Annotated in this window: 21 protein-coding genes and 2 pseudogenes; 14 read left to right on the plus strand and 9 right to left on the minus strand. The window is 62.5% G+C overall.

All coding sequences use genetic code 11. The features are described 5' to 3' along the window. Positions 1 to 17: 17 nt before the first annotated feature. Entirely contained in the window at positions 18 to 356 is a 339-nt protein-coding gene (locus tag VSR34_RS15525) for a DUF3579 domain-containing protein (protein ID WP_028231095.1), read from the plus strand. Here VSR34_RS15525 and VSR34_RS15530 read toward each other — a convergent pair. The 3 genes and pseudogenes from VSR34_RS15530 to VSR34_RS15540 all read right to left on the minus strand — a co-directional run. After that, on the minus strand, positions 353 to 793 hold the full coding sequence (locus VSR34_RS15530) for a hypothetical protein (RefSeq protein WP_342962857.1): 441 nt from the start codon (positions 791 to 793) through the stop codon (positions 353 to 355). The two genes, VSR34_RS15525 and VSR34_RS15530, sit on opposite strands and share 4 nt — an antisense overlap. A gap of 214 nt (positions 794 to 1,007) precedes the next feature. Then, on the minus strand, positions 1,008 to 2,939 hold the full coding sequence (locus VSR34_RS15535) for a hypothetical protein (protein WP_028212688.1): 1,932 nt from the start codon (positions 2,937 to 2,939) through the stop codon (positions 1,008 to 1,010). Positions 2,940 to 3,691: 752 nt separating this feature from the next. Then, positions 3,692 to 3,853: pseudogene (locus VSR34_RS15540) on the minus strand (cytochrome P450); the annotation flags it as partial. Positions 3,854 to 4,265: 412 nt separating this feature from the next. On the opposite strand from VSR34_RS15540, the gene VSR34_RS15545 reads away from it, so the two are divergent. Further along, the gene (locus tag VSR34_RS15545) at positions 4,266 to 4,559 is read left to right on the plus strand and encodes a hypothetical protein (RefSeq protein ID WP_342962858.1); all 294 of its coding nucleotides are present in this window, start codon (positions 4,266 to 4,268) and stop codon (positions 4,557 to 4,559) included. Positions 4,560 to 4,743: 184 nt separating this feature from the next. After that, a complete protein-coding gene (locus VSR34_RS15550) occupies positions 4,744 to 6,105 on the plus strand; it encodes an ATP-binding protein (protein ID WP_051390954.1) in 1,362 nt (453 codons plus the stop codon). Between the two features lie 6 nt (positions 6,106 to 6,111). Here the strand turns inward: VSR34_RS15550 and VSR34_RS15555 are convergent, their stop codons facing one another. Next, a complete protein-coding gene (locus tag VSR34_RS15555) occupies positions 6,112 to 6,477 on the minus strand; it encodes a hypothetical protein (protein WP_028212685.1) in 366 nt (121 codons plus the stop codon). Between the two features lie 159 nt (positions 6,478 to 6,636). Here VSR34_RS15555 and VSR34_RS15560 point away from each other — a divergent pair, with 159 nt between their 5' ends. Beyond that, positions 6,637 to 6,801, plus strand: coding sequence for a hypothetical protein (locus tag VSR34_RS15560; RefSeq protein WP_167334420.1), 165 nt, complete (start codon positions 6,637 to 6,639; stop codon positions 6,799 to 6,801). After that, positions 6,764 to 7,507 carry a response regulator gene (locus tag VSR34_RS15565; protein WP_028212684.1) on the plus strand — a complete coding sequence of 248 codons (744 nt, stop codon included), beginning with the start codon at positions 6,764 to 6,766 and terminating at the stop codon, positions 7,505 to 7,507. Before VSR34_RS15560 ends, VSR34_RS15565 begins: the two co-directional genes overlap by 38 nt. Positions 7,508 to 7,604: 97 nt before the next feature. Here VSR34_RS15565 and fusA read toward each other — a convergent pair whose 3' ends face one another. Continuing rightward, on the minus strand, positions 7,605 to 9,653 hold the full coding sequence (fusA, locus tag VSR34_RS15570; RefSeq protein WP_342962859.1) for an elongation factor G: 2,049 nt from the start codon (positions 9,651 to 9,653) through the stop codon (positions 7,605 to 7,607). A 382-nt stretch (positions 9,654 to 10,035) separates the two neighbouring features. Here fusA and VSR34_RS15575 point away from each other — a divergent pair, with 382 nt between their 5' ends. The 5 genes and pseudogenes from VSR34_RS15575 to VSR34_RS15595 all read left to right on the plus strand — a co-directional run bounded on the left by VSR34_RS15575 (position 10,036) and on the right by VSR34_RS15595 (position 13,021). Further along, positions 10,036 to 10,992 carry a site-specific integrase gene (locus VSR34_RS15575; RefSeq protein ID WP_342962860.1) on the plus strand — a complete coding sequence of 319 codons (957 nt, stop codon included), beginning with the start codon at positions 10,036 to 10,038 and terminating at the stop codon, positions 10,990 to 10,992. A gap of 633 nt (positions 10,993 to 11,625) precedes the next feature. Continuing rightward, positions 11,626 to 11,781, plus strand: a pseudogene (locus VSR34_RS15580) (IS110 family transposase); the annotation flags it as partial. A gap of 208 nt (positions 11,782 to 11,989) precedes the next feature. Further along, positions 11,990 to 12,154, plus strand: a complete 165-nt coding sequence (locus VSR34_RS15585; protein WP_342962927.1) for a hypothetical protein — start codon at positions 11,990 to 11,992, stop codon at positions 12,152 to 12,154. Between the two features lie 36 nt (positions 12,155 to 12,190). After that, complete coding sequence (locus VSR34_RS15590; protein ID WP_342962861.1) at positions 12,191 to 12,436, plus strand: hypothetical protein; 246 nt, start codon at positions 12,191 to 12,193, stop codon at positions 12,434 to 12,436. A 42-nt stretch (positions 12,437 to 12,478) separates the two neighbouring features. Further along, the gene (locus VSR34_RS15595) at positions 12,479 to 13,021 is read left to right on the plus strand and encodes a response regulator (RefSeq protein WP_342962862.1); all 543 of its coding nucleotides are present in this window, start codon (positions 12,479 to 12,481) and stop codon (positions 13,019 to 13,021) included. 33 nt (positions 13,022 to 13,054) lie between these two features. Here VSR34_RS15595 and VSR34_RS15600 read toward each other — a convergent pair whose 3' ends face one another. From VSR34_RS15600 to VSR34_RS15615, 4 genes are all read right to left on the minus strand, one after another. After that, the gene (locus tag VSR34_RS15600; protein WP_036019380.1) at positions 13,055 to 13,345 is read right to left on the minus strand and encodes a hypothetical protein; all 291 of its coding nucleotides are present in this window, start codon (positions 13,343 to 13,345) and stop codon (positions 13,055 to 13,057) included. A 31-nt stretch (positions 13,346 to 13,376) separates the two neighbouring features. Continuing rightward, entirely contained in the window at positions 13,377 to 14,558 is a 1,182-nt protein-coding gene (locus VSR34_RS15605; RefSeq protein ID WP_342962863.1) for an aminomethyltransferase family protein, read from the minus strand. A gap of 129 nt (positions 14,559 to 14,687) precedes the next feature. Next, positions 14,688 to 15,824, minus strand: coding sequence for a porin (locus VSR34_RS15610; protein ID WP_342962864.1), 1,137 nt, complete (start codon positions 15,822 to 15,824; stop codon positions 14,688 to 14,690). 139 nt (positions 15,825 to 15,963) lie between these two features. Then, positions 15,964 to 17,085, minus strand: coding sequence for an aminodeoxychorismate synthase component I (locus tag VSR34_RS15615; RefSeq protein WP_342962865.1), 1,122 nt, complete (start codon positions 17,083 to 17,085; stop codon positions 15,964 to 15,966). 327 nt (positions 17,086 to 17,412) lie between these two features. Here VSR34_RS15615 and VSR34_RS15620 point away from each other — a divergent pair, with 327 nt between their 5' ends. The 4 genes from VSR34_RS15620 (at position 17,413) to VSR34_RS15635 (ending at position 19,419) form a co-directional block, all read left to right on the plus strand. Continuing rightward, the gene (locus VSR34_RS15620; protein WP_342962866.1) at positions 17,413 to 17,853 is read left to right on the plus strand and encodes a nitronate monooxygenase; all 441 of its coding nucleotides are present in this window, start codon (positions 17,413 to 17,415) and stop codon (positions 17,851 to 17,853) included. A 51-nt stretch (positions 17,854 to 17,904) separates the two neighbouring features. Further along, positions 17,905 to 18,300, plus strand: a complete 396-nt coding sequence (locus VSR34_RS15625; RefSeq protein ID WP_342962867.1) for a group II truncated hemoglobin — start codon at positions 17,905 to 17,907, stop codon at positions 18,298 to 18,300. Positions 18,301 to 18,611: 311 nt separating this feature from the next. Beyond that, on the plus strand, positions 18,612 to 18,935 hold the full coding sequence (locus tag VSR34_RS15630; RefSeq protein WP_028212675.1) for a hypothetical protein: 324 nt from the start codon (positions 18,612 to 18,614) through the stop codon (positions 18,933 to 18,935). A 100-nt stretch (positions 18,936 to 19,035) separates the two neighbouring features. Further along, positions 19,036 to 19,419: a hypothetical protein gene (locus tag VSR34_RS15635; RefSeq protein ID WP_028212674.1), complete on the plus strand. Its 384-nt coding sequence runs from the start codon at positions 19,036 to 19,038 to the stop codon at positions 19,417 to 19,419. The last annotated feature ends 1 nt before the right edge of the window (position 19,420 follow it).

Genomic DNA, 19,420 nt, shown 5'->3' on the forward strand with positions numbered 1-19,420 from the left:
CACCACGCAGCGCAAACATGGACCGCATCGAGCTCGCGACGCAAGGCCAGATTCCCGGCTATCTGATCCGGGGTGTCACGCAACGCCAGAAAGTATTTCGTCCCGGGGATTGGGCGGAACGGCTCAAGGGCGTCATCACGCTTTTCGTCGGCGAACGGCGGCCCGGGCTTCACGTCGCGTCCACGCGGCTCGTCATGCCGGTCGTATCGGCGGGTATCAAATGTTTGTTCGTGTCCGACGAATTGAGGTTGATCTGCCCGGATGCATTCGAGTTCGTGATGGGATTCGCAACGGACAACGAACTGCTGGTCAGCGGGCACGACGCACCGCTGATCGCCGTGGTGCCAACGGCCTAGTTGGTGCGGTACGTGGTGGTGGTCGACTGCAGTTTTGTCAGCGTGCCGTTCTTGAGCCGGAACCAGCCTTCCGAGCCCTGCATCACGACTTCATCCGGTTGCCAGAAGACGCGTTTGACCGTCATGCGCATGTTCGCGCGCTGCACGAGCGGCGGCTGGCGGCGAAAGTCGTACAGCACGGGGCCGTAGGCGGTTTGCACGAGCATGCGCGTAACGGTGCCGTTGTCGCCGCCGACTTCATCGAAATGCGTGAGCGTCTTCGCGTCGAAGCGGTCGAAGATCTCCTTGCCGAGGACAGCCACGAAGTCGCGGTCGTCACGCACGAATTGCACGGTGCCCGCAGGCGTGGCGAACGAGCCGGGCGCGTTGCTTTGCGCCTGCGCTGAGGTTGCAACGAAGGAGACGGCGGCGAGCGCGGCGAATAGAAGTCGTTTCATGTTGCTTTCCGGATCGGGCGGCCGCACCGTGAGTGGGGTGGCGGCACATAGACGTTGGCTTGCCGTGCATTTTCGTTCATTTCCGCTTTGACGTCGAATGTCCCGGGCCGCGCTTGCGGCGCCGCGCACCGCATGTGCGCAAGCGCCCGGCCTGCGGAACAGGTCCGCGGGCCGGGCGCTTTGCATTGCGTTACGCGGGGAGGCTGCCCGGAGGTCAGCTCGGCACGTAGCCCTTGGGAAGCGTCGAATTGGAACTGGCCACCGACGCATTCTTCGAGACCACGTAGATCGGCGACTCGGTCAAGCTCAACGACACTCTGCCATTGGAGTAGCTCATGGTCGTCGGATTGCCCATTTCGTCGAGCACGGTGACCGTGCCGCTCGTGCCGGGTGCGTCCACGGCGAGGCTGTAGCCCACGCTATAGGTCGAGCTGTAGCCGCTGCTCGCGCTCCACACGTTGTTGTTGTGCGTCCAGAGGGCCGTGATGACCGCGCCGTTGTTCAACTGCTGGAACGCGTAGGCGTAGACGCCCGAGGGCGTGCCGTTCACCGGGCCGAGCGTGTTGGTGCCGTCGAGAATGCGCGTCATCGCCGCCACCGACATCGCCGCGGGCTTCGGGCTGATGTTCTGCGCGCCGTATTGGCCCTGGGCATCGGCGAGGTCGAAGAACGTGCCGTAGCCCGTGAGGCCCGGGAAGTCCGCACCGTAGAAGATCCAGGTTTGATCGGCGCCTTCGCCCAGGATGATCAGGTGGCTGCGCGCGACCACTGCGCCTTGTGCATAGAGGATATTGCCGTTCGGATAGTTCGGACCGTACGACGTGCCATTGTCATAGCTGATGCCGAGTTCGGTGCTCCAGAGCTTCATGCCCGGCTTGTAGTCGGCCGCCATTTCGCTGCGCAGGGCGCGCATTTGCCCGATCAGCGAGTTGGACGCGTTGGCGGGATCGGTCGCTTGCCGTTCCGGCACGTACGAGGGCGAGGTGCCGTTGACGTCGTAGTAGCCGTGCGTCGTCACGCCGTCGATGTACTGGGCAAAGCCGAGCGACGCGAGCGTTTTGAGGTGGTTCGCGGTGCCGGCCGGCGCCGTATCGGTCGGACCCATCACGACCGCGTGAGGATCGGTCGAGTGAACGCCCTGATGGACGGCCTGGTAAAGCTGCACGAATTGCGAGTTCGTACCCTTCCATTGGGAATCCGGCTCCCAGGTGAGCTGGTAGTAGTTGGCCGATTGATGCGGGTAATAAGTCGTCCGAATCGAATTCGATTCCGTACCGAGCCGGCTCATGTAGTTCTGGTAGTACGTGAGATCGGTGGGCAGCTGTGCCTCGTCCTCGAACGCGTTGGTCGGGCTCGCCCAGGCGGGAATGCCGTCGAGGCGAACCATGCGCATCACGTTACCCGTGGCGAAGAACGGGTCGACCTTGCTGGTGCTCGGGTTGAAGGTGTTGGGGCCGTTCGGCTCCATGGTCGACATCTCGCGATGGTCGTAAATCGTCGAGATGCCGAGCGAGGAGAGCACGGATGTGTTGCCGTCCTCGCCTTGCATGCCGAAGCGATGCTGGTCCTGATGCGCATACGTGACCGTCGGGACGATGCCGGACAGGTTGGGCAGCACGCCGAACGTCGCGAGGCCGGTCGGCCGGGTGCCCGCGGAGGGGAGCTGTCCGCCGGCGGTGTCGAGCTTGGCGGACACGGCGAAGTAGCCAGCCAGCGTGGACGTGCAGCTCAAGGTGGTCGTCACGGCGCCTGCCGTCACGTGCAGATGACCGCTCGCGGCCACGTTGCCGACCTGGTCGGTGACCGACCAGGTCAGCGTGTCGGCTGCGGGCGCATTGGTGGTGAAGGCGAGCGGAAACGTCGCGCCCGAGGCGAAGATGCGGCCGCTTTGTGCGGTCGGGGTGTCGGCGCTCACGAGATTAGTGCTGGAAGTCGCACTGGATGTCGTGGGGGAGCCGCATTGCATCGTGCCATGCGTGAGCGCTTTCGCGTTGGCGCTCGTCGTTGCATTTGCAGCATTCGTGCCGGCTGCGCTTTGCGGCGTAGCAGAGGCATTGGCTGCATCCGTTGCGGGGCTTCCGGAGCCACCGCCGCCGCACGCCGCCAGGAATAGCGACGACGACAACAAGAGATAGAAGAGCTTCATCGATTGAAAAGGGCAAAGCGACGCCCGGCCGGCTGCGGCGCGCGATGGGCGCTCGGGGCAGGCCAGAAAGTCGGGACAATGAATGAATGCGGCGTGGCTCGAAGAACCCTGCACCCGCTAACGAACGCCGTGCGCTGGCACGAGCTTGGCTATCTGGTACTTCGCGGTAGCCCAGGTAAAAATTTCACCTTTGCTAACGCTGCACCGTCGGAAATTCGGCCTTGCGCTGGATCCCTGGAGGAGGGGAGACGTGCGCAATTTTTACGGACGAAGATGACGTTGTTACTGCTTGAAGTCCAGACGCCGAGCGAATATTACCGATAATTGGCGATTTCATGTGAAAATTAGACGTAACAAAATGTACAGACGAATTGGTTCTATCCATTTTTCCCGAAAGCCAGGCCAATTCGAGCCAATAGCGAGGTATTAATTACCTCACGTCGAGACGGTAATGTTTGCCGCATCATCCACGATGAAACCCGCTATCTCCTGCAATATCGGCAGTTCGGCGGGAATATGAATGGCGCCAGGGTAATTAATTCTGGCAATATATCCCTTTTAATATCCTTTCTATTTAATTCGGGTCGGAATTAACTGACTTCACCGATTTATTTCGATCAGGGGTGGCGAATTGATCGACGGCGATAGCGCTTTTATTCGCTTTATCCGTGACTTGAGTGGGAACGACGGAGTAGAGAAGGCCGGCCAGCGCTCAGGCGTGGCGAAGGAAGTGGCCGGACGGGGCGCGGCCCCTAGACCCGGTCGAGTGCGAGATGCAGCGGTGCGTGCGGTCGCAACGTCACGTTGAGCATGGGGCGTGGTCCCGCCATGCCATCCCGGGCCGAGAGCGTGTAGCGCTGCAGCACCATCGCCGCGATCACGGTCATCTCGGTCATGGCCAGGTGCTGGCCGAGGCCCGAGGGTTCGAGCTGAGCGACGCGCAACGGCTCTCGCATTTCCCGGCGTCCCCGCTGGTGTGTCTTTCGTGGTACCGGGAACTGGATGCGGGGCTCGTGCAAGCGTGCGCGAATGGGCCGACGTGGCGGCCGTTCGGCACGGCGCTCACGCTTTCGGGCAGCCAGTCGCGACCCACCACGAGCTGGGCGCCGACAACGGGTTTCGGCGGCATGATCTGCTTCGCGGCCGATGCGGCGAAAGCCTTGTTCGATCTGGATCTGGCCACAGTTCACGACCGCTTTCTGATTGCCAGCGCCGCGCTGGGACCGCAGTGGCAGACGTTCCTCGACGATTTGATCTGCACTGCTGACGATACCCAAACCATCGCGGTTCTTGCACACCACCTGTCGCCGCGTTGGGAGGCGGTTCGTGAGTCGCACGCACAGCGAGCGCCAGGTCGAGCGGCGCATCAAGGCTTACAGCGGCCGCTCGCGGCGCGAGTGGCAGTCGCTGGTGAAATCCGAGGGCGCGTATTTCGCGGCAACGGACCGCTTTGCGTCCGGCCAGTCCTTCGACTTGGCGGCATTTGCCCAGGACGAAGGTTTTGCGGATCAGGCGCACCTGAGCCGCACGACGAAGCGCATGACCGGGTTCTCGCCTACGGAGTTCGCGCAGCGCTATGTCGAGGACGAGTCGTTCTGGATGTACCGGTTGTGGGTATGACGCGGCTCTGGCGCGAGTGGGCCGATGCGGCACCGCAGGAGAGTTAGCAAGCGGCCCAAAAGCCACGGAAACTGCGTCCGGCCTGCAATGTTTTGTGTCCGGCGCCGGTGCCGATACAGTGAGATACAAAACCTCTCGCGCCTTGCGGTATAAACGCATCATTCCCCGCACACGGAGCCCGAACATGCACGCCGATGGTTTTGCGGCCCCCCGCCGCGTGCCGCTTTCCGTGGCGGCGCTGCACTGGCCGCGCACGCTGTTCGCGCGCCTCGCCCTGATCCTTTGCGTCGGCCTCGCGCTTGCGCAGGTGTTGTCGTTCACGCTCACCGTAACCGAGCGCGACGACGCCACCGCGACCATGATGACGGCCTACATCGCGCGCGAAGTCGCCATCTCCGTGGCGCTGCTCGATCATCTGCCCGCAGCCGAGCGCGAAGCCTGGCTGCCGCAGCTCGCGCGCCGTAGCTATTTCTTCATCCTCGGGCCCGGCACGCCTGGCGAGCCGCCCGAGGCGCACCGCTCGAAGAGCGTGGCGTCGGCGATCGCGAGCGGCCTGGGCGACAAGTACCCGCTCACCTCCAGTGCCGTGCCGGGCAACGGCGAACGTCTGCAGATCCATCTGCGCCTCTCCGACGGCTCGCCGCTCACCATCGACTACCGGCCGCCTCCCGCACTGCCCATGTCGGGCTGGCTGCCGGTCGTGCTGGCGGCCCAGCTCGCCGTGCTGGCGGTGTGCTGCTGGTTTGCCGTGCGCATCGCGACGCGGCCGCTGCACGAGCTCGCGCGCGTGGCGGACGCGCTCGGGCCGGACCTGAAGGCCGAGCGTCTGGAAGAAGACGGCCCGTCCGAAGTGGCGCGCGCCGCGCGCGCGTTCAATGCGATGCAGCAGCGCATTTCGGCGCACGTGGCCGAGCGCATGCAAATCCTCGCAGCCATCTCGCACGACCTGCAGACGCCGATCACGCGCATGCGGCTGCGCGTGGATCAGATGGACGATGAAGCGCAGGCGGGCAAGCTCACGCAGGACCTGCTGGAGATGGAGCAACTGGTAAAGGAAGGCGTGGCCTACGCGCGCACGCTGCATGGCACCGGCGAGGCGCCGCGCCGCGTCGATCTCGACGCGCTGCTCGACAGTCTGGTGTGCGATTACGTGGATGCGGGTTCGCCCGTGACGTTCGAGCGCCGCCTGAACGTGGCGATCGTCACGCGCGTGCAGGCGCTGCGGCGCATCGTCGGCAATCTCGTGGATAACGCCCTGAAGTACGGCAACACGGCGGCCATCGAGGTCAGCGCGTCGCCGCAGGACAAGACCGTCACGATTTCCGTGCTCGACAGCGGTCCCGGCATACCCGATGAGGCGCTCGAAAAGGTATTCGAACCGTTCTACCGCCTGGAAACCTCGCGCAATCGCGGCACGGGCGGCACGGGGCTCGGCCTCGCGATCTCGCGTCAGCTCGCCGTGGCGATGGGCGCGCAGCTCACGTTGCGCAACCGGCCCGAAGGCGGGCTGGAAGGGCGGCTCGTGCTGCCGGGCGCCGACGCGTGAAGGGAGTCAGGCTAGCGGAATGAAGACATTGAACTGCCCCTCGTCGGGGTGCCGCGAGCGATGGCCCTTGCCAATGGTGTCCTCGCAGAGCACGACGGTGCCCGGCTCGCAATGGCGCGTATCGCCGTCGCTCGTTTCGAACTCGACCCAGCCAGTCATCCAGATCACGAACTGGCGCACCGGCGTGGTATGCCAGTCCGCTTCCTTGAGGCCCGCGGGCACCCAGCCGAAGCGCACCGCCTTCGCCGATTCCCATGTGGAGAGGTAAATGGGCGGGATGTTGGGGAAAAGCTCCAGCGGCGTGAGCGGGATGTCGATGTCCTCGAGATGCGACTCGCCCTGGGCATCGGCGTAGATACGCAGGCATTTCATGGGACCCTCCTGGAACCGTTGTCGCCGTTGTGCGCCTACGCGCATTGTCGTCCCGAATCGGGCGGTGCGGTTCCGGTTTGTGCATGATGTGCAGCGCATTGCATGCCCGATGCAATGTGGCGTGTCTGCCCGCGCGAGACTTTCCGTTCTGGAGGACGCATGAAACGTTGGTTGGCTATCCTGTTCTTCGCCGCGAGCGGCCTGGCTGCGGAAATCGCGCATCCGGTGTACTGTTCGTGCATCGCTCAAACCCGTTCACGCCTCGGGCGCAAGGAGAAACATGCCAATGACGGAAAAGATGGATCATGTCCTGATCGTCGATGACGATCGCGGCATACGTGAACTGGTCGGCGCCTACCTCGAAAAGAATGGCATGCGCGTGTCGCTGGCGGCGAACGGCCGCGAGATGCGCTCGGTGCTGGAGAGCGGCGCGCCCGACCTGATCGTGCTCGACCTCATGATGCCCGGCGACGACGGCCTCGTGCTGTGCCGCGAGTTGCGCGCGGGCAAGTTCCGCGCCGTGCCCGTGGTGATGCTCACCGCGCGCAACGAGGAGACGGACCGCATCGTCGGCCTGGAAATGGGTGCCGACGACTATTTGCCCAAGCCGTTCGCCGTGCGCGAACTCTTCGCGCGCATCCGCTCGGTGCTGCGCCGCACACGCATGCTGCCGCCCGGCATGGAAGTGAGCGAGTCGGCCCAGTTGATCGCGTTCGGCGACTGGCGGCTCGACACCACGGCGCGTCATCTGCTGGACGCCGAAGGCACGATCGTGGCGCTGAGCGGCGCGGAATACCGGCTCTTGCGCGTGTTTCTCGATCATCCGCAGCGTGTGCTCACGCGCGACCAGTTGCTGAACCTCACGCAGGGCCGCCAGGCCGATGCGTTCGACCGCTCGATCGATCTGCTCGTGAGCCGTCTGCGCCAGCGTTTGCGCGACGAGGCGCGCGAGCCGCGTTACATCAAGACGCTGCGCAGCGAGGGCTATGTGTTTTCGGCGGCGGTGAGCATGGCCGAGGCACCGGAGTAGGTTCGACGCCAATGCGCATGCCGCCGCCGGTCGAGGTCTGGCCGAATCAATGATCGTTTCGCCATCCTTACTTCGTCCTGCGATGTAGCGGAGCCCCTCACTCCACGCTTTCGCCCCGCCCCTTATGCTGCGCCGCCAGCCTGTCCTGGTGCGTCGGCGGCACGGGATCGTAGTGGCTTAGCTGAATGCTGTAATTTCCATGCCCGCCCGCGAGCGAATTGAGCCGCGACTGATAATCGTTGAGCTCCGCGAGCGGCACCTTCCCCGCAATGACCATGGCTTGCCCACCCATCGTGCGCGTCCCATGCACCTGCCCGCGCCTCGCGGATAGATCGCCGATGATGTCGCCCATCGCAGCCTCAGGCGTCATCACCTCAATATCGACGATCGGTTCGAGCACGATAGGCTGTGCTTTCAAAACCGCATCGATGAACGCCTTGCGGCCCGCGGTAACGAACGCCACTTCCTTCGAGTCCACTGGATGGCTCTTGCCGTCGTACACGATCACGCGCACGTCCTGCATCGGAAAGCCCGCAAGCGGCCCGCTGTCGATCACCTGCAAGATTCCTTTTTCCACCGCAGGCATGAACTGCGAAGGAATCGCACCGCCTTTCACAGCATCCACGAATTCGAAACCAGCGCCGCGCGGTAACGGCTCCACGCGCAGCATGACTTCGCCGAACTGGCCCGCGCCGCCCGTCTGCTTCTTGTGGCGGCAGTGTCCCTCGGCCTTGCCGCCAATCGTCTCGCGCCAGGCGATCGTGGGCGGGCGCGTGACCACATCGAGTTTGTACTGATCGGTGAGCCGCTCCAGCATGTAGCGCAGGTGCAGCTCGCCCAGCCCGCGCACGACGGTTTCGTTGGTGCCCTCGGGATGATCGATCTGCAGGCAGGGGTCCTCGGCCGCGAGCTTTTGCAGCACCTCCCACACGCGCTGCTCGTTGCCGGGACGCGCGGGCTCGATCGCGAGCCCGTAAATCGGATTGGGAAACGCGGGCGGCGTGAGATGGATGTTGCCGTCCTCGGGCGCATCGTGCAGCACGGCATCGAAGCCGATGTCATCGGCCTTTGCCACGGCGCAGATGTTTCCGGGCCCGGCGCGCTGGACCTCCGTATGCTCCTTGCCCTGCAGCATCAGCAGATGCGCGACCTTGAACGGCTGTCGCGCGTTGCCGATATAAAGCTGGCTGTCGCGCGTGACGGTGCCCTGATGAATGCGAAATACGGCGACCTTGCCGATATACGGGTCCATCACGATCTTGAACACATGCGCGAGCACGTGCTTGTCGGCGTCCGGCTCGGCCTGCACGGGTTCCACCTTGCCTTCCAGCTCGCGATAGAAAAGCGGCGGATTGCCTTCGGTGACGTTGGGCAGGAGCCGAACGAACACGTCGAGCAGTTGTGCGATGCCCGCGCCCGTCGCCGCGGACGTGAAGCACACCGGCACGAGATGCCCTTCGCGCAACGCGCGCTCGAAGGGCGCGTGCAGTTGCTCGGGGCTGATGGCTTCGCCTTGCTCGAGGTAGAGCTCCATCAACTCGGGATCGAGTTCGATCACCTGGTCGATGAGCGCATTGTGCGCCGCTTCCACCGAATGAAAATCAGCCTCTCCCGCGGGGTTGAAGAAGCAGTCCACCACCTCGCGGCCGCCTTGCGCGGGCAGATTGATCGGCAGGCAGCTCTTGCCGAAGGCCTCCTGAATCTGCGCGAGCAGGCCCGGCAAATCGACTTTTTCGGCGTCGATGCCGTTCACGATGATCATCCGGCATAGCTTGCGCTGTTGCGCGTACGTCATCATGCGCGTGGTCGTCATCTCGATGCCGGTGCGCGCATTGATGACGATGGCCGCCGTTTCCACCGCAGGCAGCGCGCTCATCGACATGCCGGCGAAGTCGGGGTAGCCGGGCGTATCGATCAGGTAGATGCGGGTGTCCTGGTGGTCGAAGTAGGCGACAGCGGAATTGAGGGAGTGGTGGTACTTGCGTTCGAGGGGATCGAAATCGCAGAGGGCGGTGCCGCGATTCACGCTGCCTGGCGCGTGCAGCGCGCCGCCCTGGTGCAGGAGCGCTTCGGCAAGTGAGGTCTTGCCGCAGCCGGCATGGCCGACCAGAGCGATCGTGCGGATGGCTTCGGGACTGTAATCCATTTGTCGATCCATTGTTGTACTTCATCCAGTGTGACCCACAAGCGTTTCCAAAATCCACTGTATAATCAATAGGTTGTCAACGTAATTCGCCCAAGATGACCCATTTTGTTCCGACTGCTGCCATGTGTCCAGTGGTGGGATAGAGGGTGGGTCAGGATCCTGGGGAAATACCCTATGCCTGCGCTTCCCGATCGCGCGCTCAGCCCAACGACGCATAGGCGCCGTGAGATGGGATTGGGCTTGTACCCGCCGACGTCGCTGCGCGACGCCCGAGCGCGAGCGCTGGTGATGCGCAACCAGCTCGATAGCGGGCCACGACCCTATCGACGAGCGCAGACGCGAGCAGGTGATTGTCGAGCGAGAGGTGAAGGTGCCTACGTTCTTGCAGGCCGCCGAGAAAACCCACGAGAGGGCAAAGAGCGGCTGGAAGCATGCCGACGGGAGAAACGCACGGCGGTGGCTAAGTAGCGTAAAGGCGCACCTTGCGCCTCTGCTGGAATGTCGCGTCGATACCCTCCGGCCGCGTGATTTTTCCGATGCGCTCGCGTCCGCATGGATCGAGTGCCCGCGTGTTGCGGATAATGTCTTTCAGCGTGCTAGTGCAATCATGGAGTGGGCTTTCGCGGCGTACCCGGAGTACGTGATGTGTAATCCGGTGCCAAGTGCGCGCGCTTTGCTGCCAAGCAGAAGCGCGCGGCAGTCGAGGCCAAAGCACAACCCCGGGATCCTGCACACCGATGCCCCCGCGTTCGTGCGCGTGCACCTTGCGGGCATTGAGCCGCACGAGGTTACGCGCGCGTGCACGTTCGTGCTGCTGCACACGGCGGTTCGCCCGGCCGAGGCACGAGGCATGGAATGGGGCGAGCTCGATTTTGACAGTGCTCGGTGGCTGATCCCCGCAGAGCGCATGAAAGGCGGCGTCGAACACGATGTGCCGCTCGTCCCTGAGGTGATGGCCCTCCTACGCGCGATACGAGAAATTCGAATGCACGATCGCTTTGTTTTCCCGAACGTGACCAACACAGGTCCGGTTTCCGATGTGGATCTGCAGACGTTCTTTCGGGAAACGGGCACTGTGTCGGATACTCCAGGCCGCACGCCTGTGCCACATGGTTGTCGTGCGTGCTTTCGCGGTTGGGTCGACGCCAAAGGCTATGATCCCAGACTTGGCGAGCGCCAGCTTGCGCACTGGCCACGCGGAGAGACGGCGGTGGCATATCAACGAGATACGATGTTTGAGCGCCGCGCGGTCCTCATGGGTGCATGGACGAACTACCGGCACGGGCGGGCAGCGGCAGGTGACAACGTGATTGCGCTTAACGTGAGCGCAGCGGCATAAAAGAACCCGGCCTTGTGCGAGCCCAGTCAATCGGAGCCTCTAAACGAAAATGACTTGTACTGCCGCGAAGCGACATGTTCCACAAGTCGGATGGAAAGGAAGGCGTGTGATCAAAGATCCGCGGTGGCCCAGACGAAGGGACGCAGATCAACCGCGAGAGCGTCAGATCAGCGTAGGCACCTCGACGAACAGCGCCGGCCTCAGGTGCGGTCTTTTGTAGGTCCTGTAGAGCTTCCGTTGTGAACCTTTGTTGGGCCGGACGCCGGGTGTCCGCGAGGCCGAAGTCCTACATCTTCACGAATCGTCCGAACCCCGGCGGCCCGGGAAGTCTTGAGCCATTGGGAGATCGAGATGATCGTTTCGGAGGAGGACGACCTCGAGGGGACGCTCACGGATTTCGTTCAAGGTGTGGGGTGGCCTGACTTTGAATGAAACCGCATGAGCGGAAGGTCGAACATGATCATCAGCGTCGAGAGCGTCGGGACGCATGGTGGCGTGCACATTCTAATGGTGCGAGTTTAGATAGGCATCCGCAGGGTTTTGATAGGAAGACTTATCCCAATAGTGGGGAGGTGTTTCACATTTTTCGCGGATCGACCCGCTCAGGTCAAACTGATTTCGCCTCAGTTCGTGCGGCCAGCAATGAGGTACGTAACGCCGAAGACTGAGTCGAAGCAGACGCTCTCGGTCCTACATCGTGTGCGCAAATTGATGGTGCGCGATCGTACGAGGACAATTAACCAGATGCATGGCTTCCTGCTCGAGTCTGGTTTCAGCCTGACAGTCGGCAAGACCAACGTTGTGCGATTGCCCGAGCTGTCTCTGGGCAGATGCGGTTTGCGTTCCGGGAGGTTGAGCAGTCGGAGCAAAACCTTCGTGGTTTCCTGGGTTGTCGCTCCCAATACCCCAAAAGGAGGAGCCCCCTCTGGCGGATTTCAGGGCGCTGTAAACCAACCATACTAGAGACACGAATCATTGAAAGGCTTGGTGGAGCAGCATGATGAAATGCCGTGATTTTCTGACCTATCAACAGATCTTCGACCAGGCAGCGGAGCACCTCTTCTGCCAAGGCCGCGCGGCGCTGCTGCCACGTGGTGGCGGTGCTTATCGCGGCTACTGCGGAGGATGTCCTGTCGGCAGCTTCATCAAGTCTTCCGATTAGCCCGAATGAAGCAAGACGGAAGCAAGGAAGCAAGCGATGAACACCCAAAACCGAAGTCTGCAAGAGTTGGTGGAGAAGTGGCTGGCGCCAACGCCCGCCGTGCCTGCTCACGTGACACAGTTCGGCCGCACGGCGGTCGGCAACAAACGGTTCGTCTGCGTCGAGGTCCTGCATCCAACCCATCCTCGCGCGCTCTTCTTCTTCCGGCACGACGATGGCTACTGGCGGGTCTTCCCGCCGTCCGGCGAGCGGCCGGCGATGGGCTTTCGGCGCGCTGCGTAACGGCCGCGCGGCCGCACCGGAGGTCTATGATGGAAGGCACCAATGGATGTGTCCGCTGTCGTCGTTGTGTATGAGGAAAAGGCCATGGAACCGGTCAGCACTGTACTTCTCATCGACGATCATGCGCTGTTCAGGCGAGGCGTGTCGCAGTTCATCCAGATGAACCCGGACTTTCACGTAGTCGGCGAAGCCGCGTCGGGGCGCGAAGGCGTCGTGCTTGCGCTTGACCTTAAGCCGGACGTGATCCTGATCGACCTCAACATGCCTGAGATGAACGGAGTCGAAACGATCGCTCTACTGCGCGAGAACGGCGTCGACCCTCGCTATATCGTGCTGACGGTCTCCGACAATGAACGGGACGCTGTAGCCGCGCTGCGCGCCGGCGCGCACGGCTATCTGCTGAAGGACATGGAGCCCGAAGAGCTGTGTCTGAACCTGCGCAAGGTGTTGAAAGGAACCGCAGTGCCTGGCGAGTCAGTGACCGGCAATCTCTTTCAGGCACTGTCGGGCGGCCAGCCGCTTCACTCCAGCGAGACCGATCTCTCGGCGCGCGAGCAGGAGGTGCTCGCATGTGATCTCCGCTGAGCGCTCGACTGCCTGGCTGCACTCGATCTGATTTCACCCGGTCCGCTTCAGTGCGAGGGACGCATGGCGCTCGCGGCTGCGCCGTAGCGCCTCCCGCGCGATGGTCTCAATGTCGCGCTCGCTCAGGACGCTCGCGACTGCGCGGGCATAGGCGTGGTGCTGCGGCGTGAGCGGCACGGACAAGTCGCGCGCATCGAGGTAGCGCAGCAAAGCGATCCGCTTTTGTCCCGAGGCAATGCTCCGGTCGTAGAGCAACAGTGCGGCTTCTGGATCGCAGGCCTGTGCAACCTGCCTTATCAGGTTTCTCGTATGCGCGCGAGTCATATAGGATGCCTGGTGAACTGACGCCTGACGATCATCCAACGGCGGTTCGTTTCTTCTTCTCGGGATCGTCGAAGGGAAGGGCGGCCGTGGTTGCGCGCGCTTCGACGCTGCCTCTCACTTCGAGTTCGACGCCGTCACGGGCCTGCTCGGCCTCCAGGCGGGCGATCGCCAGCGAGCGGCGCGTCAGCCGCGAGTACATTCCACAGGTGATCACGCCGACCTGGCGACCGTTGAGCCACAACGTGTCACCCGCCGCCGTGGCTCTCGATGAGGCGACATCGACGCCATAGATCTTGAAGCGCTCTTTGCCTGCCAGCCGGAAATGCTCATTCGCGCCGCAGAATTCGGTCTTGCCCGGCGAGACGGTGAAATCGAGGCCGAGCTCCCAGAGCGTGTCGCCCGCCTTTTCGTTGGCGAACGGATAGGTTTCCGAATTATCGTACGGGTAGAACAGCAGATAGCTTTCCACACGCAACCAATCCAGCGCCGCGAACGCGCACGCAATGATGCCGAATCCGGCGCCTTTCGCGAGGATAGCGTCCCAGATCAGGGGTGCGTCCTGCGCCTTGCAAAATATCTCGTAACCGCGTTCGCCCGTATAGCCTGTGCGCGAAATGGTGACCGGCCGGCCGAAGAGTCGAGTCTGCATGTGATGAAAGTAAGCCAGCTCGCGTATCCCGGCTACGTGCTCGGCGAGGAAGTCGACGGCTGCCGGCCCCTGCAGCGACAGGTCATGCAGATCGTCGTCGAACAGCACGGCAACCTGGCGGCCGTGTGCCGAACGCACGAGCCGCTCGTAGCCCGTGCCCGCGCCGTGCACGACCATGAATGCATTCGGCCCGGTACGGTAAATGATGCAGTCGTCGATGAACTTGCCGTCCTCGTTGAGGATGGAGGCGTAGGCAGATTTGCCCGGATAGAGCTTGCTGATATCGCGGGTGGTGGCCCAGTCGAGCAGGCTCTGCGCGTGCGGGCCGACGTAATGCACTTTTTTCAGGCCGGAGACGTCCATGAGTCCGGCTTTGGTGCGGATGGCTTCGTGATGGTCGGCGAGATCCGTCGTGTAGCTCCATGCCATGCCCATCCCGTTCCAGTCTTCCAGACGAGAACCTAGCGCGCGGTGCCGGTCCGCGAGTGCCGAAATACGCCACGAGTTTGCCATCGGTGACTCTCCGTTAGGTAGCGGTGGGAGGGTGACGAGCGGCGTCGGCATGCTGCAGTGCCCCCGCCCGCGCACGCTGATGCACGCCGTCTCCCTATCCGGCATCTTTTCCGATCTGCGCCGGAACTGCCATCCAGAAGAGGGAGTACGTCCCACGTGGTAGCCGCCGCTGCCGCGCGCCTAGAAGTGATGCAGAAAGCCGAGCCGCACGACGGTCTGATTGCCGCTTGAGGAAATATCCGCGGAGCCCACGATATGTGCGGAATCGAGGTCGGTTCCCGTCGAGCCGTTGGTGTGCTGATATGCGCCCTGAACGTAGAGCTGGGTGCGCTTGCTCAACGAGTAGTTCAGCATGAGAGCGACTTGATGCCAGTTCTGGCTCGATCCTCCAGCCATTTCCTTGAAATTGCCGTGCGTGTACGTATAGGCGGCGGCCACGGACAATTCGGGATTGATGAAGTACTGTCCGTTGACTTCGACGTTGTCGAACTTCCACGATGACCACGCCTGAGTTCCGATGTCGGGGGCGTAGGCGTTGGCGGTCGGCTGATAGACGTCGACGTGCGAGTACGCGAAGCCGACGGTCGAGCCGTCGCCGAAGGTCCATTTCGCGCCTGCGCCGATGTTCTGCTGTCGCGCGGCGGTGAATACCCCGTCGCCGCCCACTGCACCCGTGCTGCTCGAGTTGCCGTTGTTCTGCCGCAGATAAGCAATCGCGGCCGAGAACGGCCCGATTGCATAGCTGAGCGCGGCACTATATGCGCGATTGTCGGCGAAGTTGGTGGCGTTGCTGAATCCATAAACGCCCTCGGCCTGGAAGCCTTGAAAGGTCGGGCTCACATATTTGACCGCATTGTTGAAGCGAAAATCCTGGTCGGCGTTGTCGTTGTCGAACGGGTGTGCCGCGAGGTCGCCGATGGTGGCGCCCGCTGCCGTGAAGGGCGCCCACATGTCGACGGTTGCGTCGTACTGGCGCCCGAGGGTGAGCGTGCCGTAAGCGGCGGAATTCAGCCCGGCGAACGCCTGGCGTCCGAACAGCCTGCCGCCCTCGTTCGACAGACCGCTGTTGAGGTTGAAGCCGCTTTCCAGTGTGAAGATGGCGGAAAGTCCGCCGCCCAGATCCTCGTTCCCCTTGAAGCCGAAGCTCGATTCGGTGCTGTCGCCGCTCACCATCGCCCACGCGCTATGGCCGCGCGCGTTCGATGTGTAGTTCAAGCCGTCGTCGATCGTCCCATATAACGTGACACTGCTCTGGGCGTGTGTGGTGCCAGCGGCAAGGAGCGCCGCGAAGCCGGCACTGAGATGGCGTTTTCTCATGGGGTAGCCTTGTTTTCTTGTTGATCGGATGCGGATACGGTGGTCCGCGTCGTTGTTGAAGGATGATCTCGCCATGCCGATTCTCTGCCGGGATATGCCGGCAACTCATCAGGTATGCGAAACAAATGGTACGAATTACTTACCACGGACCGATGATGCGGGACTTCCACTTGCATTCTTCCCACTCGCGCGCGGGGTCGGAGTCCATGACGATGCCGCCCCCCACGCTGTACACACCCTCTCCATCGTGATCGAGGACCAGCGTGCGTATGGCGACGTTCATGGAGAACCGGCCATCTGGCGCGAACCATCCTACGCTGCCGCAGTACACCCCGCGCGGCGCGACTTCAAGTCGCTGTATTTGCCGCATGGCTGCGATTTTCGGCGCACCCGTGACCGAGCCGCAGGGAAAGAGCGCACGCAGGATGCGTTCGAGATTCACTTCGCCGATTTCGGCGCTGATCGTCGACGTGAGCGTCCAGACGGTTGCGTACCGCTCGAGCGCGAACAGGTTCTCCACCGCAACCGAACCGGTACGCGCAATGCGCCCAAGGTCATTGCGAAGCAGGTCGACGATCATGAGATTCTCGGCCCGGTCTTTCGTGCTCGCCTGCAACTGCGCGCCAAGACGGGCGTCGAGCTCCGGGTCGGCGTCGCGTGGCGCGGTGCCTTTCATTGGCCGCGTAGTCAGCTTTCCGCCGCCGTAGTGTAGAAACAGCTCGGGAGAAAAGGATAGGATCCGGCGCTCGCCGTCATCGATGTACGCCGCGTGGGCGGACGGGTTCGCATTGGCAAGACGGCGGTACAACGTCAGGGCGTCGCCACGCGTGCTCACATCGAGCGGAAACGTATAGTTGATCTGATAGACCTCGCCTGCTGCGATCAGGTCGCGGATCTCCGAAACATGGGCGATATAGCGCTGCCTGTCGATGCGCGGCTTGATCGAAATAATATCGTCATTGGAATCGCTTCCGGCGTATTCGCATGGCGCCTCCTCGTCGGCGTGGTCGAACACGAGCGCGGTAAGGCAAGGACGCTGCGCATGAGCCGGCTGGATCGGCTGGTGAAGCGAGGGCTCCAGCCAGTAACCCACCTCATAGTCGGCGATCAGGGCGATCCACCGTCCGTCCTTGCGCGCGGCATCCACGCCGTCAAGTGCGCTCGCCAGCTCGCCGCGGTGCCGGGCCGTGATCCGGGTGCACGGCCCGCGCATGGCGAGAGCACGTCCAGCCACGAAATCGTCGAAGCGGCATGTATTCATGGAGGCGGAGCGAGCGGGGAGGCCGGAAAAGGCAATGCAGCCAGCATCAAGGAACAAAACTGCCTCATCAATGATTCGTTGTGGGTAACCCCCGAGAGGTAGGCGGCGAGGCGCCGGAACACGGTGAAATGCACGAAGCGGACCGCGCGCGCCACGCCTTTCGCCCGGCGTCGGACCGGAGTATCGTGCGCTACCTCTTCGGAGAGAGGCCGCAGTTGCAAACCTTCACCTATGATGTGAGCGGGTATGTCAAGCCGGACGGCGCGCGGCCCCGTAGCGGGCTTAAAAGATAGTTGCCTTGTCCACATCGTCACCGGGGCGTGCCGAATGAGTGCGAATGAAGAACCCGATTTCCTGCGTACCGGCTTGACACGCCTGCTGGGCTGCCGGTATCCGATCGTATCGGCGGGCATGGGCGGGCCTGCCCGGTCGGAACTTGCCGCGGCCGTTTCGGAGGCTGGCGGGTTCGGCCTGCTTGGCATGGTGTGCGCGTGCTGGCCAACAGCGCAACGGATGAAGCACGCGGGCAGCTTTTTGGGGCATCACCCGGACAGATTGCCGCGTGAAGTCATTGGTCAAGACGACGGGCGCCCGCTCTATCTTTTCAGCACCGATTCGCCACTGCGCAGCACCACGGGCGAACTCGAACGAATGGCGTTATTCGCGGGCGAATCGTTCGCGCTCGTGAACTCGCGCACGGCGGCGGCGGAGGTGATCGAGCGTATGGTAGTCGAGGCAGAGGACGCACGGCGCCGGATCTGCGGGTGAGCGTCGGCGACTCGCCGAGCGCCCCAAAGAACGAGTACTACCGAGGAAATCGTGGAGACAAGACGAAATTCGGTTCATCAGATGCTAGGCGGTGAGGCGGCCCTTGCACGCCTCGTTCAATCGTTCTACGACATTATTGAAACCGATCCCGACGGTGCAGACATTCATGCTCTGCACTTGAAGGGTTTCGGCCTTGCGCACGTACGGCAGGCCCAGTTCGAGTTCCTCTCAGGCTTCTTCGGCGGGCCTCAGTACTACCTCGAGCGCATGGGGCATGCGAATCTGCGTTCCATGCACGCGCACATCGAGATCGGGCCCGCGCGAGTCGAGGCCTGGCTGAATTGCATGAAGAAGGCCATTGCGGCACTCGGCTATGACGCCGAGATTGAGGCTGTGCTCATGCAGCATTTCGCGCGGGTGGCACAGGCGTTGCGTAATACCGCATAGCGCGTGAGCTCCCGGGCCCCGGCGCACGCTCGCGTGCATGCTGTCTTTGCGCATTCACGTCTCGGCGCCGGCAAGTACGCAATCGGATCGCATAGGCAACGGTGAGGTTGGTTGCCGTGCGAGATCACGCGCCTGCGACCTTTGGAGAACCCGCACTGACCCAGGGTCTCCATCTACCTACAAAAACATTGTTGACACCGCAAGGGGAATCCACAATAAATACCACGGTGAAACTTTGTTGCTGAAGGGGAAACGCCAAAACCCACGTCGAAGTACCCCGTCGTGTCGCATTGCCTATGGAGGGTTTGAACATGGATTACAGATTGCGAAAGCGTATCGATAGCATGTTTGGCCGAGACCGTTTGATGGCGGGCATCGCGCTGGTGGCCCTCTGGATTGCCCTGGGATATGTCTACTTTGCGGTTAGCCTCTCCGCAGTGGACCCTGCGGTTCGCGTCGCGCTGACAATCGGCGCCGCGGGCGTCCTCGTGTTCAACACAGCCTCGGTGACCGCGATGGTGCGGCACTACAAGGAGGACAAGGACCATATCTATGGTCTCGACATCCACCATCTCGACGAAAACCGCTTGCGCAAAGCCGCGCTCGATGACAACGAGGAAGAAGCGCTCGCATAGCCCCGCTTCGCGGCGCAGTGAGTTGCGTACTTTCGCTGCGCCCCTTGTCTCCCACGATGCAGGACCCGTCAACGCATTGCCGACAAAGAGGAAACTCGACATGGCATCCGAATACGTGCCTCCCGTGCAGAAGGGTTTCGGTCAACTGGTGGATAGCTTGTTTCTGCTCGTACTCGTCTACTGCAGCCTCCTTGCGCCGTTACTGCTCAAGGCGCCGGACAAACAACCGGATGCCGCGCAGGCCGTGAAGACGCAGGTGTCGTGGCAAACGCTGGGCCAGAATCCCACGATGCAGGCGCAATGGCAGAAGCTCGGCTTCGACGCCGGGCAGGCCAAACCCATCATTACCACCAGGTTCGACTACACGGTCGATCCGGCTTCGCTGATCGTCACGGCAGTCGTGATCGTCGGTTATTTCGTCTTCGTGCTGCGCGTTTCTGACAGGCAATACAGGCAGGTGATCGCCGAAAAATTCTCGGAGTAAC

Source organism: Paraburkholderia sp. JHI2823 (assembly GCF_038900695.1).
Classification (GTDB): Bacteria; Pseudomonadota; Gammaproteobacteria; order Burkholderiales; family Burkholderiaceae; genus Paraburkholderia; species Paraburkholderia mimosarum.

Bases quoted from the DNA above. Each gene is read 5' to 3' on its own strand.
- VSR34_RS15525 (WP_028231095.1), top strand. From the start codon at position 18: ATGGACCGCATCGAGCTCGCGACGCAAGGCCAGATTCCCGGCTATCTG.
- VSR34_RS15530 (WP_342962857.1), bottom strand. From the start codon at position 793: ATGAAACGACTTCTATTCGCCGCGCTCGCCGCCGTCTCCTTCGTTGCA.
- VSR34_RS15535 (WP_028212688.1), bottom strand. From the start codon at position 2,939: ATGAAGCTCTTCTATCTCTTGTTGTCGTCGTCGCTATTCCTGGCGGCG.
- VSR34_RS15550 (WP_051390954.1), top strand. From the start codon at position 4,744: ATGCACGCCGATGGTTTTGCGGCCCCCCGCCGCGTGCCGCTTTCCGTG.
- VSR34_RS15555 (WP_028212685.1), bottom strand. From the start codon at position 6,477: ATGAAATGCCTGCGTATCTACGCCGATGCCCAGGGCGAGTCGCATCTC.
- VSR34_RS15560 (WP_167334420.1), top strand. From the start codon at position 6,637: ATGAAACGTTGGTTGGCTATCCTGTTCTTCGCCGCGAGCGGCCTGGCT.
- VSR34_RS15565 (WP_028212684.1), top strand. From the start codon at position 6,764: ATGACGGAAAAGATGGATCATGTCCTGATCGTCGATGACGATCGCGGC.
- fusA (WP_342962859.1), bottom strand. From the start codon at position 9,653: ATGGATTACAGTCCCGAAGCCATCCGCACGATCGCTCTGGTCGGCCAT.
- VSR34_RS15585 (WP_342962927.1), top strand. From the start codon at position 11,990: ATGATGAAATGCCGTGATTTTCTGACCTATCAACAGATCTTCGACCAG.
- VSR34_RS15590 (WP_342962861.1), top strand. From the start codon at position 12,191: ATGAACACCCAAAACCGAAGTCTGCAAGAGTTGGTGGAGAAGTGGCTG.
- VSR34_RS15595 (WP_342962862.1), top strand. From the start codon at position 12,479: ATGGATGTGTCCGCTGTCGTCGTTGTGTATGAGGAAAAGGCCATGGAA.
- VSR34_RS15600 (WP_036019380.1), bottom strand. From the start codon at position 13,345: ATGACTCGCGCGCATACGAGAAACCTGATAAGGCAGGTTGCACAGGCC.
- VSR34_RS15605 (WP_342962863.1), bottom strand. From the start codon at position 14,558: ATGCCGACGCCGCTCGTCACCCTCCCACCGCTACCTAACGGAGAGTCA.
- VSR34_RS15610 (WP_342962864.1), bottom strand. From the start codon at position 15,824: ATGAGAAAACGCCATCTCAGTGCCGGCTTCGCGGCGCTCCTTGCCGCT.
- VSR34_RS15615 (WP_342962865.1), bottom strand. From the start codon at position 17,085: ATGAATACATGCCGCTTCGACGATTTCGTGGCTGGACGTGCTCTCGCC.
- VSR34_RS15620 (WP_342962866.1), top strand. From the start codon at position 17,413: ATGAGTGCGAATGAAGAACCCGATTTCCTGCGTACCGGCTTGACACGC.
- VSR34_RS15630 (WP_028212675.1), top strand. From the start codon at position 18,612: ATGGATTACAGATTGCGAAAGCGTATCGATAGCATGTTTGGCCGAGAC.
- VSR34_RS15635 (WP_028212674.1), top strand. From the start codon at position 19,036: ATGGCATCCGAATACGTGCCTCCCGTGCAGAAGGGTTTCGGTCAACTG.